Below are 13,649 nucleotides of genomic sequence, written 5' to 3'. Positions count from 1 at the left end.
GCCCCGGCGGCCGCGACGGCTGATCGCCGGGGCCGCGCTCCTCGCAGTCCGGGCATTCGAAGATCCATGCGTCAACGGTACGGGCCGCCAGTGACATCCGGGGCAACCACCGGTCGGAACCTCCGGCCATCCTGGAGGCGTACGACACATGCCTCGCGTACACCAGCCGTGGTACGAACGGGCACATGCAGAATCGGTCTGTGGAGATTCGCCGCGCTATGACGGTCGCCGAGGTGGCCGCCGCCGAACACCTCTTCGACCACCCGGTCCGCACGGAGTGGACGGAGCGCTTCCTGACGTCCGCCGGCCATCACCTGTATCTGGCCTACGAGATGGCCGAAACCGCCCCCGTCGGCTTTGTGAGCGGCATCGAGACGATCCACCCGGACAAGGGCGCGGAGATGCTGCTGTACGAGCTGGGCGTGGCCGAGCCGTACCGGCGCAGGGGGATCGGACGGGCCCTGGTCCGGCGGCTGGCCGGCCAGAGCCGCGAACTCGGCTGCTACGGGATGTGGGTCCTGGTCGACACGGACAACGAGGTCGCCCTTGCCACGTACAGGAGTGCGGGCGGGAAGGACGACGGGGTGTGCGCGGTGGTGAGCTGGGAGTTCGGGTAGGGCGCAGGAATCCGCCGCCCCGACGTCATGGGCCGCTGTGGATCAATGGCGCCCAGAGGTCCGCTCGATCAGGGTGAGCCGTACGGAGACGCTGTGTGACACGGTGCAGTGCGATGGCGGCTCGGTCGGCACTGGCGGTGGCGGGCATGAGTTCGTAGAAGGAGTGTGCGGCAGCGGCGGCGATGCGATCGTGCAAGGGCCAGAGGGTCGCGATGACGTGACGGAACCCGGCCAGCTGAAAGGCCGACGCGAGGTGGATGGACTCGTCCGCGAGCCGGGAGCCGCTGTGCGCCGTCGAGCAGGCGGAGAGGTAGGCGAGTTCGGCGTGGTTCAGCCGGAGCCGACTGATCTCCGGTATCGGCAGGATCCCGTCGTTGAGTTGCAGGCCACCCTGTGAGGGGTTGGTGAGGTCGGCGCCGGCATGGCAGGCGAAGTGCGCCCAGGTGGCCTGGGGCAGGGCTGTCCGGACCAGGCCGGCAGTGGCGTTGTGGTCGGCCAGCGGTGGCGTGCCGGGGTGGTGGCTCTGCAGCGCGGCGGCTTCCGCGACACAGCCGGGCAGTTCGGGCAGTCCAGGGGTGTGCCTGAGCGCGACGGTCAGTTGGCTGCGGGTCACGGCAGCCGGGCGGGTGTGCGCGTGTGCGAGAGCGCGCAAGGTGGGGGTGTACGAGGAGACGACACGATCGAGAGCGCCGGGTTGTCCGGGATGGCCCGCGGCGTGCAGGGGGAACAGCCCCAGCAGTCCGGTGGGCAGCCACCACACCCGCGTCTTCGACTCGTCGATGCCGACTGCTTCGAGGACGGGTTCGACGATCGTTTCCCACAGCCAGCTGAGGATCTCGGGGATGACCCGCTGCCTCTGCAACGGCCCGGTCAGGCGGCTGAGGTTGTTCGTGGCGTCCAGCAGTTCCTCGGCCTTGGCCCGCACATCGGCCAGGTAGAGGCGCGGCAAGGCCAGTTGCCTGGGCTCGGTGTCGGCACTCATGATGATGGCGTCGCTGCGGAGTACACCGGCGTTGACCAGTACCACCGTGCCGTCGAAGCGCAGGTCCGCAAGCCGGGGCGGCAGGAGGAACCGGGTGAAGCCCGGTTGCCGGCGGATCTCGGTGAGCAGTTCGTCGTGCTCGGCCCACAATCGTCTCCGGTCGTCGATGTGCTCGATCGCATCGACGGTCATGAGGCTGTGCATGGAGTCCGCGACGGCGAGTCGGTCGCGCAGCCGCCGGAGATTCTCGGCGAGATTCGGATGCGCGTGCTCGAGGTCGGTGAGGTCGGTCCGGCTGTCCAGGTTGGCGCCCAGCAGAATGCCTCTGCCCAGTTCGGCCACCTCCACCGCGCCGGTCGGATCGCCCAGCGCGCAGTGGGCGGCGATCGCCTCGCTGACCACGCCCGCGTGTTGACCGAGACCGCGTTCCCGGTCGGGCCACTCACCTTCACGGGGCGCCGTCGACGGCAGCAGCGCCACCGCGGTGTCCAGCATCTCCACCGCGTTTCGATGGTCGCGCATCGCGTGTGTCAGCACTCCCACGATGTGACCGGCCGTGACGCGGTCGGTCGGTGAGGACGACGTGGCCGTGCGGACATCCCGGCCGAGCTGGAGGACCGTGTCCTGAGGAAGGCCCCGTTCGTCGAGATTCAGACGGAACCAACAGGCGTCGGCGAGATTCGACAGATACCTCGCTCGATGCGGATGGTCCTCGGGAGTGACGTCGACCGCCGTCTCCGCCGCGTGGATCGCCAGGTCGAGATCGGCCGGCGCTTCGCCGCGTTCGAACCGTTGGAAGTAGGCGAGCCCGAGGTCGGACCACATCGCTCCGCGATCGGGGTGATCGGCGGAGATGCCGACGGCCGCCTGCTCCCCGGCCCGGATGGCCCGGTCGAGGTCGGCGTGCGCACCACCGTGTCCGTAGCGCCTCTGGTAGGTGAGACCGAGCGAGGACAGCACACCCAGCCGTTCGGGGTGGTCTTCCGGAACAGCCGCCAGGGCCTGCTCTCCGACATCGACGGCACGGTCCAGGTCGGCCACGTCCCCCGTCGACACATACCGTTCCTGGCGGACGAGGCCAAGGTTGGACAGCCGGGCCGCGTGGGCGGTATGACTTTCCGGGGTCACCGCCACGGACTGCTCGAGAAGGTCGACAGCCCGGTCCAGCTCCGCCAGCACGCCGCCACGACGGAAGCGCTCCCGGTGGGCCAGACCGAGGCCGGACAGACGTCCCGCCAGGTCGGGATGGCCCGGCGGGGTGGCCGCGACGGCGTGCTCGGCCAGCTTGATGGCGCGATCGAGGTCCGAAATCGCCCCACTGCGCCGGTACCGTTCCACGTGGACGTCGCTGAGGTTGGCCACGTACTTCGTCCGGTTCGCGTCACGTTCCGGGGCGGCGGCCAGAGCCCGCTCGGCGAGCCTGATGGCCCGCTCCAGATCGGACAGCGCCCCACCGTGCTCGTACCTTTTCTGGTACGTGAGTCCGCAGCAGGAAAGGATCGCAGCACGACTTGGGGTGCCCTCGGACGTCGAAGCCACTGCCTGATCGGTGAGTTCGATGGCCCGCTCCAGATCGGCGGGGTTCCCGCGATGCGAGTACCGCTCCCGGTACGCGTTGCCGAGGTTGGACAGCCACCCGGCACGGTTGGGGTGATCCTCGGGACTGCCCCCGATCGCTTCCTCCCCCAACTGGATCGTCCGATCCAGGTCGGCGGGTGCTCCGGTGCGCTCGTATCGCTCGTTGTGAGCGGCACCGAGGTTCGACAGCTGTCCCGGCCGGTGGGGATCGCCCGCGGGTATGGCTGCCAGGCCCTGCTCGGCGAGATCGATGGCCCGCCCGAGACCGCTGATCCGTCCGTCGAGGTCGTAGCGTTGCAGGTAGGCGTTGGCGAGGTTGGACAGCACCGCGCCCCGGTCAGGGTGATCGTCATTTGCTGTGGCCAACGCCCGCTCACCGGCCTGGATGGCCATCTCCAGGTCCGCCGGCTCGCCGCCACGGGCGAACCGTTCACGGAAGGCATTGCCCAGGTTTGTCAGCCGTCCGATCAGTTCCGGAGCGCCGACCGGAGTGGCTTCCACCGCTCGCTGATCGTATTCGATGGAAAGGTCCAGGTCGGCCGTCACTCCGGTGCGCTCGTAGCGCACCAGGTGGGCGACGCCGAGGTTGGCCGTGACAGCGGCTCGCTCGGGGTGGCGCCCCGGCATGGCGTGGACGGCCTTGGTGAGCAAGCCGATGCCGGCTTCCAGCAGCGCCGGGTCGGGTGCCCGCAGGGCATCACCGAGCAGCCCCGCGCCCAATGAGGCTTGGCTCTCAGGAAACGCGGTACGTCCCAGGACGCCATGCAGTGGTTCGGGAACGGCGTCCTGGTTGTGGGCCAGCGGCATGACCAGGAGGATCGCTCGGGCCAGCTCTCCGCTCGAGTCCGGGCCAGGAGGAATCACCTTGTGGCGGTACAGGTAGAGCCAGCCGAGGGCCCGGCAGGCCGCGGCCTGCCGTGGTTCGTCAGCGGTTTGCGCCGCTTCCCGCAACCCGGACGCCTCGGCCAGTGCCGAGCCGGCGAGGACGATGTCAGGATCCTGTGACCGACCGAAAGCCGAAAGCCGCCGATGCACCAACGTCAGCACCACGTCGAACTTCACGTCCGCGATGCTATTAGTGGATAACTGTTGCGTCTGCAGCTTTGCGAGTAGGGGGGCCGAGGTGGACGTGTCGGAACGGGATGTACTGACAACCTTCTGTGAAGAGCTGGCTGAACTCCGTCAGGAATGCGCTCGCCAGCCCGAGCACCGCCGACTTCTGCTGGCCCGGATCGAAGCCGAGGCCCGGGCCCGGCGGCCGATCCTCGACCTGCTGGGCGAACTACTGGGCACCGCGTCGGACGACACCGTCCGGTCACTGGGTACCGGTCTTCCTGGTGCGGGTCCCGGCCGAGCCGACGAGGAACAGTTCGCCTGTCCCGACCAGGCGTGCGCGCGTATCGCGTTCACGGTCCCGGCCGGGCCGGTTCCGCGTTGCCGGATCACCGGCGACCCGATGATCCGTCAGTAGCACCGTGAGCAGCTTTTTCCAGGAACTGGCCAGGAAGCTGGCCGAGCGGTGGGTCACTCTCCTGCTGGTGCCGGGAGTGCTGTTCGTCGTGGCCGCATGGGCCGGGACGCATCTGGGGCACCAGCACGCGCTGGACTGGTCGCGTTTGAGCCGGGCCACGGCCGACACCGTCTCCGCCCTCCCCCGCCGGACCGCAGGAGTCCAGGGAATCCTGATCGGCGCGCTGTTGCTGGGTGTTACCGGTGCCGGCCTGGCGGTACAGGCCCTTGCCCCGCTCACCCGGTTGATCTGGCTCGGCCAATGGCCCCCGTCTCCCGTGTGCCGATGGCGCGTTGCCCGGCGACGCATTCGCTGGCGACAAAGCGTCGACCGCCGGCGACGGCTGGCCCTGGACCATCCCGGTGAATCCCGGACCGCCGACCAGCAACGCGAAATCGACGCCGCCGCCGACCGGACCAACCGGATCGCCATGGCCGAACCCGGCCGTCCCACGTGGATGGGTGATCGAGTGCATGCCGTCGAGAGGATCGCGCTGGACCGCTACGGACTGGATCTGACCTTCACCTGGCCCCGCCTGTGGCTCGTACTCCCGGACATCTCCCGCGCCGAGATAACCGCCGCCCACACCGCGTTCGCCGCCGCTGTTGCCGTGGGCACCTGGGCGTGGCCCTACCTGGTGCTCGGCGTCATCTGGTGGCCGGCAGCACTGGTGGGTATCGGCATCGGCACCACAGGGTGGATACGAGCACGCAGCGCCGTCGACGATATGACGATGCTGTCCGAATCCGCACTCGATCTGCACAGCCGAACGCTCGCCATCGCGCTCGGGGTCGGAAGCCCGGACGCCACCGGGCCGGTTTCGCTTGCCGAAGGAGCAAGCCTCACCGCCCTCATCCGCAAAGGGCGTTGAGGCATCGGTACCACTGCCGCAGGCGGGCCAGGACTTGCTCCTGACCCGTGCCCGTGATCGTGACCGAGACAAGTACAGGACCGACAATGCCCGCCGACCAGGAAAATCCAGGTCGACGGGCACTTGTAGGGGATGCTCAGTGGTTGCGCGGGAAGCCCAGGTCCACGCCCGACGGACCGTCCGCCGGGTCCGGCCAGCGGGTCGTGACTACCTTGCCCCGGGTGTAGAAGTGGGTGCCGTCGTTGCCGTAGATGTGGTGGTCGCCGAACAGCGAGTCCTTCCAGCCGCCGAAGGAGTGGTAGCCCACCGGGACCGGGATCGGGACGTTGACGCCGACCATGCCGGCCTCGACCTCCAGCTGGAAGCGGCGGGCCGCGCCGCCGTCCCGGGTGAAGATCGCGGTGCCGTTGCCGAAGGGGGAGGCGTTGATGAGGGCCAGGCCCTCCTCGTACGTGTCCACGCGCAGGACCGTCAGGACCGGGCCGAAGATCTCGTCCTGGTAGGCCTTCGCCGTCGTCGGAACCTTGTCGAGGAGGGAGATGCCGATCCAGTGGCCGTCCTCGAAGCCCTCGACCGTGAAGCCGGAGCCGTCCAGGACGACCTCGGAGCCTTCCGCCGCCGCGCCCGTGACGTACGACGCCACCTTGTCGCGGTGGACCTTCGTGATGAGCGGGCCCATCTCGGACGTCGGGTCGTTGCCGGGGCCGATCTTGATCTTCTCGGCGCGCTCGCGGATCTTCTGCACGAGGTCGTCGCCGATCGCGCCCACCGCCACCACCGCCGAGATCGCCATGCAGCGCTCGCCCGCCGAGCCGTAGGCCGCCGACACCGCGGCGTCGGCCGCCGCGTCCAGGTCCGCGTCGGGCAGGACCAGCATGTGGTTCTTCGCGCCGCCCAGGGCCTGGACCCGCTTGCCGTTCGCCGAGGCCGTGGTGTGGATGTAGCGGGCGATGGGGGTTGAACCTACGAAGGAGACCGCCTTGACGTCCGGGTGCTCCAGCAGGCGGTCCACCGCCACCTTGTCGCCGTGGACCACGTTGAAGACGCCGTCCGGCAGGCCCGCCTCGGACAGGAGTTCGGCGAGCTTCATCGCCGCCGACGGGTCCTTCTCGGACGGCTTCAGGACGAAGGTGTTGCCGCACGCGATGGCGATGGGGAACATCCACATCGGCACCATGGCCGGGAAGTTGAACGGCGTGATGCCCGCGACGACGCCGAGGGGCTGACGGATCGACGAGACGTCCACGCGGCTCGCCACCTCCGTCGACAGCTCGCCCTTCAGCTGCACGGTGATGCCGCACGCCAACTCGACGATCTCCAGGCCTCGGGCGACCTCGCCCAGCGCATCGCTGTGCACCTTGCCGTGCTCCGCCGTGATCAGCTCGGCGATCGCGTCGCGGTTGGCGTCCAGCAGCGCGCGGAACTTGAAGAGGATGGTGCTCCTCTTCGCGAGGGACGACTTGCCCCATGTTGCGTACGCGTCCTTGGCCGCCGCTACCGCCGCGTCGACCTCGTCGACGGTCGCGAAGGCGACGTTCGTGGTGACCGCGCCGGTCGCGGGGTCGGTGACCGGCCCGTACGTGCCCGACGCGCCCTCGACGGTCTTGCCGCCGATCCAGTGGTTGACGATCTTCGTCATGCCCAGGTTCTCCTTCACAGATGGCGGCGTCGGGTAGAGACGTGCCGTTCGTACAGCTCACGTGCCTTGACCGCCGACGGGCGGGTCGCGGTCTCGGCCACAGGAACATCCCACCAGGCCTGCGCCGGAGGCGGGCCCGACACTGTGTCTGCCGTTTCCGTCTCGACGTAGACACAAGTGGGAGTGTCGGCGGCACGGGCATCGGCGAGCGCCGCCCGCAGCTCCCGTACCGTCTTCGCGCGCAGGACGCGCATGCCCAGGCTCGCCACGTTGGCGGCCAGGTCCACGGGCAGCGGAGCACCCGTGTACGTACCGTCGTCCGACTGGTAGCGGTAGGCGGTGCCGAAGCGCTCGCCGCCCACCGACTCCGACAGACCGCCGATGGACGCGTAGCCGTGGTTCTGGATCAGGAGGAGCTTGATCGCGATCCCCTCCTGTACGGCCGTCACGATCTCCGTCGGCATCATCAGGTACGTGCCGTCGCCCACCAGCGCCCATACGGGACGCTCGGGCGCCGCCAGCTTCACACCGATCGCGGCCGGAATCTCGTACCCCATGCAGGAGTAGCCGTATTCCAGGTGGTACTGGTCCCTCGATCGGGCGCGCCAGAGTTTGTGCAGGTCACCGGGGAGTGAACCCGCCGCGTTGATGATCACGTCCGACTCGTCGGCGATCTCGTCCAGCGCGCCCAGGACCTGCGACTGCGTGGGCCGGACATCCGGCTCGTCGGCCTCGTACGCCGCGTCTACTCGCTGTTCCCAGCGGTCCTTGTCCTCGGTGTACTCGCTCACGTACCCGTCCGCGACGCGGTGCTCGTGCAGCGCCAGCGCCTCCGTCAGCTGTTGCAGGCCGCTGCGGGCGTCCGCGATCAGCGTGGTGGCGGACAGCTTGTGGCCGTCGTACGGGGCGATGTTGAGGTTCAGGAAGCGGACGTCCGGCGCCGCGAACAGGGTGTTGGACGCCGTGGTGAAGTCCGTGTAGCGGGTGCCCACGCCTATCACCAGGTCTGCCAGGCGCGCGAGTTCGTCCGCCGTCGCCGTTCCCGTGTGGCCGATGCCGCCCACGTCCTGGGGGTGGAGGTAGTGCAGGGAGCCCTTGCCGGCCTGGGTGGAGGCGACGGGGATGCGGGTCGCCGTGGCGAACTCCGCCAGCACGTCCTCCGCGCGGCTGTGGTGGACTCCGCCGCCCGCGACGATCAGGGGGCGGCGGGCGGCGCGGATCGCCCGTACCGCCTCCGTCAGTTCGTCGGGGTCGGCGGCCGGACGGCGTACGTGCCACACGCGGTCGGCGAAGAACTCGTCCGGCCAGTCGTACGCCTCGGCCTGAACGTCCTGCGGGAGAGCGAGAGTTACGGCACCTGTCTCAACCGGGTCCGACAGCACCCGCATTGCCTGCAGCGCCGCCGGGATCAGCGCCTCGGGGCGCGTCACGCGGTCGAAGTACCTCGACACCGGGCGTAGGCAGTCGTTGACCGACACATCGCCGGCGTACGGGACTTCGAGCTGTTGGAGGACCGGGTCCGCCGGGCGGGTCGCGAAGGTGTCGCCGGGGAGGAGCAGGACCGGGAGGTGGTTGATCGTGGCGAGCGCGGCGCCGGTGACCAGGTTGGTCGCGCCCGGGCCGATCGACGTCGTCACGGCTTGCGTGGAGAGGCGGTTGGACTGACGCGCGTAGCCGACTGCCGCGTGCACCATGGACTGTTCGTTGCGGCCCTGGTGGAACGGCATGTCTGCGCCGTACTCGATGAGCGCCTGGCCGAGGCCGGCGACGTTCCCGTGGCCGAAGATGCCCCAGGTCGACTCGATCAACCGGCGTCGGACGCCGTCCCGTTCGGTGTACTGGGCGGCCAGGAAGCGTACGAGCGCCTGCGCGACCGTGAGCCTCGTCGTCGAGGTCTGCACCGTCATCGGTATCCCTCCGTGTGGTCCGGGTGGAAGCAGATCCGCCACTCCCTCGTCTCACCCGGCCCCGCCATGACGTTGAGGTAGTACATGTCGTGACCGGGCTGGGCGATGGACGGACCATGCCATCCGTCGGGTACGAGGACGGCGTCGCCGGAGCGGACCTCCGCGAGGACGTCGGATCCGCCCTCACGGGAAGGGGATACGCGCTGATAGCCGAAACCGTTCGGGCCGTCGATCTCGAAGTAGTAGATCTCCTCCAACTCCGCTTCCACGCCCGGCACTTGCTCGTCGTGCTTGTGCGGCGGGTACGAGGACCAGTTGCCGCCGGGAGTGATGACCTCGACCGCGATCAGCTTGTCGCAGTCGAAGGCGTCGGCCGAGGCGAAGTTGCGGACGTGCCTCAACTGGCTGCCGCTGCCGCGCTCTTCGACGGGGACCTCCGGCGCGGGGCCGTAGCGAGCGGGGAGTCGTCGCCCGCACTTCGCTCCTGCCAGGGCGAAGCGGCCTCCCGCGCCGGAGGCGATCTGTGCCCGGGCGTCGCGGGGTACGTACGCGAAGTCGGAGACCGACGCGAACACGCTTTCCCTGCCCAGGAGTTGGAACTCGTCGTGCGCCGTGCCGTCCTCTACTTGCACCGTACAGCCGCCGTTCAGCGGGAGCACGATCCACTCGCTGTCACCGGAGGTGAACGTGTGCGTGCCGCCGGGGGCCAACTCCACGATGCGCAGGCTGCTGTGGGTCCAGCCGGCCCGCTTGGGGTCGATGTCGACGGCGTACTGCGCGTTCGTGGACGTGCCGCGTTCGACGTAAAGGCTGTTGTTGCTGCCGTCGGTCATCGCGCGCCTCACAGGAGTCCGACGGCGGTGTCCACGGCCGCGGACACATCGCCGTCCGCCGGGTACAGCAGCGAGCGGCCGACCACGAGGCCCTGGACCGTGGGGAGTTGGAGCGCGCCGCGCCACTTCTCGTACGCGCCCTCCTGGTCGTCCCCGACCTCGCCGCCGAGGAGCACGGCGGGCAGGGTGGAGGTCTGCATGACCTCGGCCATGTCGTCCGGGTTCTCCGTGACGGGGACCTTCAGCCAGGTGTACGCCGAACTGCCGCCCAGGCCCGAGGCGATGGCGATGGACTTGGTGACGGCCTCGGCGGAGAGGTCGTTGCGGAGCTTGCCGTCGGGGCCGCGCCTGCTGATGAACGGCTCCACGAAGAGCGGGAGTTGGCGCTCCGCCATCGCGTCGATGGCGTGGGCCGTGGACTCCAGGGTGGTGAGGGAGCCCGGGTCGTCGTAGTCGATGCGTACGAGGAGCTTGCCCGCGTCGAAGCCGAGGCGGGCCATGTCCTCGGGACGGTGGCCGGTGAAGCGGTCGTCGAGCTCGAAGGTGGCGCCGGAGAGGCCGCCACGGTTCATCGACCCCATGACGACCTTGCCGTCGAGCGCGCCGAGGAGCAGCAGGTCGTCCAGGATGTCGGCGGTCGCGAGGACACCGTCGACACCGGGGCGGGAGAGTGCCAGGCACAGCCGTTCGAGCAGGTCGGCACGGTTGGCCATGGCCAGCTTGCGGTTGCCGACCCCGAGGGCGCCACGGGCCGGGTGGTCGGCGGCGACGATCATCAGCCGGCCGGAGTCACCGAGGAGCGGGCGCCGGGTCCGGCGGGCGGCGGCTTCCGCGATGGCCTCGGGGTGCCGGGCGCGGGTGGTGGCGAGGGCGGAGATGTCGACGGGGGCAAGCGGGGTGAGGGGGGCAAGGGGGTTGGTGCCGTTGCCGACCGGTGCGGTGGCGCTCACAGAACCGCCCCCGCCGCCAGTGCCGCCTCGACCTCGGTCGGGGTGGGCATCGCCGACGAGCACTCCAGGCGGGAGGCGACGATCGCGCCGGCCGCGTTGGCGTGACGCATGATGCGCTCCAGGTCCCAGCCTTCTAGGAGGCCGTGGCAGAGGGAGCCGCCGAAGGCGTCGCCGGCACCGAGGCCGTTGAGGACGGTCACCGGGAGCGGGGGCACCTCGGCGCTCTCGCCCTTGCTGTTGACCGCGAGAACACCCTTCGGGCCCTGCTTCACGACCGCCAGTTCGACTCCGGCGTCGAGGAGGGCGCGGGCGGCGGCGTGCGGCTCGCGTACGCCGGTCGCCACCTCGACCTCGTCCAGGTTGCCGACGGCGACGGTGGTGTGGCGGAGGGCCTCGACGTAGAAGGGTCGGGCCTCCGCCGGGTCCTTCCAGAACATGGGGCGCCAGTCGAGGTCGAAGACCGTCGTACCGGACTTGGCGCGGTGGGTGAGGGCGGCCAGGGTCGCCGTGCGGCTGGGCTCCTCGCTCAGGCCGGTGCCCGTCACCCAGAAGATCTTCGCCTCGCGGACCGCGTCCAGGTCCAGCTCGTGGGCGTCGATCTCGAGATCCGGCGCCTTGGGCTGCCGGTAGAAGTACAGCGGGAAGTCGTCCGGCGGGAAGACCTCGCAGAACGTGACCGGGGTGTTGAGCCCGGGCACCGACGTGACCCAGCGGTCGTCGACGCCGAAGTCGCGCAGGGCGTCGTGCAGATAGCGGCCGAAGGCGTCGTCGCCGGTCCGGGTGATCACCGCGGTGCTCCGCCCGAGGCGGGACGCGGCGACCGCGACGTTCGTCGCCGATCCGCCGAGGAACTTCCCGAAGGACGTCACCTGGGCGAGCGGCACACCGGTCTGCAGTGGATACAGGTCCACTCCGATCCGCCCCATGGTGATCAGGTCGTACGCCATCGACTTCCCCTCGGTTCTCTTCGCGTCTCTTCGCATCTCTTCGCGGCACAGCGGCTCGCAGTCAGGTCTAGCCCGCCTCCCGGAGCCCTGTCAATACTTTGTCCGGACATTCGGACCAGACCTTGACACGCGTCCCGGCATCGGCTGAAGCTGGCGCCCATGACTACGTTGTCGCCTCAGTCCCCTTCGTCTCCGTCGGGTTCCCCGCTGTCGCGCATCAGGATCGGCTCGGCGCCCGACTCCTGGGGCGTGTGGTTCCCGGACGACCCCAAGCAGGTTCCCTGGCAGCGCTTCCTCGACGAGGTCTCGCAGTCCGGGTACGAGTGGATCGAGCTGGGCCCGTACGGGTACCTGCCGACCGACCCCGCCGTCCTCACCGAGGAGACGGCCAAGCGCGGCCTGAAGGTGTCCGCCGGCACGGTGTTCACCGGGCTTCACCACGGCGAGGCCGTCTGGGAGAAGACCTGGGCGCACGTCGCGGACAACGCGGTGCTCGCGCAGGCCATGGGCGCCTCCCACCTGGTGGTCATCCCGTCCTTCTGGCGGGACGACAAGACCGGTGAGGTGCTGGAGCCGGACACACTGACGCCCGAGCAGTGGCGCAACCTCACCTCGCTGACCGAGCGTCTCGGCCACGAGGTGCGGGAGCGGTACGGCCTGCAGATCGTCGTCCACCCGCACGCCGACACCCACATCGACAGCGAGGCGAACGTCACACGTTTCCTCGACGGCACCGACTCGTCGCTCGTCTCGCTGTGCCTGGACACGGGCCACTACGCCTACTGCGGTGGCGACAGCGTCAAGCTGATCGAGACCTACGGCGAGCGGATCGGCTACCTCCACCTCAAGCAGGTCGACCCCGAGATCCTCGCGGACGTACGGGCGAACGAGGTCCCGTTCGGCCCGGCGGTGGCACGGGGTGTCATGTGCGAACCTCCGGCGGGCGTCCCGGAGTTGGGTCCGGTGCTGGCTGCTGCGCAGAAGCTGGACGTGGAGCTGTTCGCGATCGTCGAGCAGGACATGTATCCGTGCGAGCCGGACAAGCCGCTGCCTATCGCGCAGCGGACTCGGGCGTTTCTTCGGTCCTGCGGGGCGTAGCTCCGCTGGGTGAGCGGCGAGGGGAATCGGTCGGCTGCGGGTCCGTCGTGGCTGGTCGCGCAGTTCCCCGCGCCCCTGGCGGGGCGCAAGCGCCCGCCCCCGATACGTGGCGTACGCCCGCCGGTCAACGCGCCACTCCGGGCCGCGGGCGTGCGCCTTTGCTTCACTCGTGTCACAAACGCTCCCCTTCCGTCACGCATGTCGCGTGTACGCGGGTTATGCGTCACGTCGTGTCAACAGACACTTACTCAGGGTCACCGCGTGCCGTTCACCGGGCAAAGGCCTTGTGATCGCCAAGCGCCGCGTCCGGCTCCCCCGACGGCCGACCCTGGCCGACCCCGTGACGCGCGCAGGGAGGTGCACCGATGACCGACCGACGGCTCTGGTCGTACAAAGAGATCGCCGCACACATCCGCGTCCAGCCGGACACCGTCCGCTCGTACCGCAAACACGGCTTGCTGCCCCCGCCCGACCATGTGGAGAGCGGGAAACCCTTCTGGTACGCGGACACGGTGCGGGCGTGGGTCGCGGCCCGGCCTGGGAACCGGGGCCGAAGAGACGACTGAGCAGGGTTTCTTTCGCCCCCGCCGCCCTTACCCGTTCCCATCCCTGGGGGCTGCGCCCCCAGACCCCCCTATCGGCCTGAACGGCCTCGTCCTCAAACGCCGGACGGGCTGAGTGGTGCCGGCCGGGGCTGGATCTTTTAGCCCGTCCGGC

At 69.6% G+C, this 13,649-nt stretch carries 11 protein-coding genes; 5 read left to right on the top strand and 6 right to left on the bottom strand.

Going from position 1 to position 13,649, the window contains the following annotated elements; translation table 11 throughout:
• Positions 1-185 precede the first annotated feature (185 nt).
• A complete protein-coding gene (locus ACWCRB_RS45075; RefSeq protein ID WP_451001612.1) occupies positions 186-617 on the top strand; it encodes a GNAT family N-acetyltransferase in 432 nt (143 codons plus the stop codon).
• Positions 618-642: 25 nt separating this feature from the next.
• Here ACWCRB_RS45075 and ACWCRB_RS45070 read toward each other — a convergent pair whose 3' ends face one another.
• The gene (locus tag ACWCRB_RS45070; RefSeq protein ID WP_451001611.1) at positions 643-4,239 is read right to left on the bottom strand and encodes a CHAT domain-containing protein; all 3,597 of its coding nucleotides are present in this window, start codon (positions 4,237-4,239) and stop codon (positions 643-645) included.
• Between the two features lie 67 nt (positions 4,240-4,306).
• On the opposite strand from ACWCRB_RS45070, the gene ACWCRB_RS45065 reads away from it, so the two are divergent.
• Together ACWCRB_RS45065 and ACWCRB_RS45060 are read left to right on the top strand one after the other, a co-directional pair.
• Entirely contained in the window at positions 4,307-4,648 is a 342-nt protein-coding gene (locus ACWCRB_RS45065; RefSeq protein WP_451001610.1) for a hypothetical protein, read from the top strand.
• Between the two features lie 4 nt (positions 4,649-4,652).
• Positions 4,653-5,558 carry a hypothetical protein gene (locus tag ACWCRB_RS45060; RefSeq protein ID WP_451001609.1) on the top strand — a complete coding sequence of 302 codons (906 nt, stop codon included), beginning with the start codon at positions 4,653-4,655 and terminating at the stop codon, positions 5,556-5,558.
• Positions 5,559-5,694: 136 nt separating this feature from the next.
• On the opposite strand, the gene mmsA is transcribed toward ACWCRB_RS45060, so the two are convergent.
• The 5 genes from mmsA to iolC all read right to left on the bottom strand — a co-directional run bounded on the left by mmsA (position 5,695) and on the right by iolC (position 11,834).
• Positions 5,695-7,197, bottom strand: a complete 1,503-nt coding sequence (mmsA, locus tag ACWCRB_RS45055; RefSeq protein WP_451001608.1) for a CoA-acylating methylmalonate-semialdehyde dehydrogenase — start codon at positions 7,195-7,197, stop codon at positions 5,695-5,697.
• A 14-nt stretch (positions 7,198-7,211) separates the two neighbouring features.
• A complete protein-coding gene (gene iolD, locus ACWCRB_RS45050; protein WP_451001607.1) occupies positions 7,212-9,104 on the bottom strand; it encodes a 3D-(3,5/4)-trihydroxycyclohexane-1,2-dione acylhydrolase (decyclizing) in 1,893 nt (630 codons plus the stop codon).
• Entirely contained in the window at positions 9,101-9,937 is an 837-nt protein-coding gene (iolB, locus tag ACWCRB_RS45045; protein WP_451001606.1) for a 5-deoxy-glucuronate isomerase, read from the bottom strand. The genes iolD and iolB overlap by 4 nt, the downstream gene beginning before the upstream one ends.
• An 8-nt stretch (positions 9,938-9,945) precedes the next feature.
• Entirely contained in the window at positions 9,946-10,815 is an 870-nt protein-coding gene (locus ACWCRB_RS45040; RefSeq protein ID WP_451001613.1) for a Cgl0159 family (beta/alpha)8-fold protein, read from the bottom strand.
• A 68-nt stretch (positions 10,816-10,883) separates the two neighbouring features.
• Positions 10,884-11,834, bottom strand: coding sequence for a 5-dehydro-2-deoxygluconokinase (iolC, locus tag ACWCRB_RS45035; RefSeq protein WP_451001605.1), 951 nt, complete (start codon positions 11,832-11,834; stop codon positions 10,884-10,886).
• A 159-nt stretch (positions 11,835-11,993) separates the two neighbouring features.
• Here iolC and ACWCRB_RS45030 point away from each other — a divergent pair, with 159 nt between their 5' ends.
• Together ACWCRB_RS45030 and ACWCRB_RS45025 are read left to right on the top strand one after the other, a co-directional pair.
• The gene (locus ACWCRB_RS45030; protein WP_451001604.1) at positions 11,994-12,932 is read left to right on the top strand and encodes a sugar phosphate isomerase/epimerase family protein; all 939 of its coding nucleotides are present in this window, start codon (positions 11,994-11,996) and stop codon (positions 12,930-12,932) included.
• 365 nt (positions 12,933-13,297) lie between these two features.
• Positions 13,298-13,498, top strand: a complete 201-nt coding sequence (locus tag ACWCRB_RS45025; RefSeq protein WP_019056510.1) for a helix-turn-helix transcriptional regulator — start codon at positions 13,298-13,300, stop codon at positions 13,496-13,498.
• Positions 13,499-13,649 lie beyond the last annotated feature (151 nt).

Source organism: Streptomyces sp. NPDC002156 (assembly GCF_053593675.1).
The sequence above is the reverse complement of the archived record's forward strand: the minus strand, read 5'-3'. Positions and strand labels throughout refer to the sequence as shown.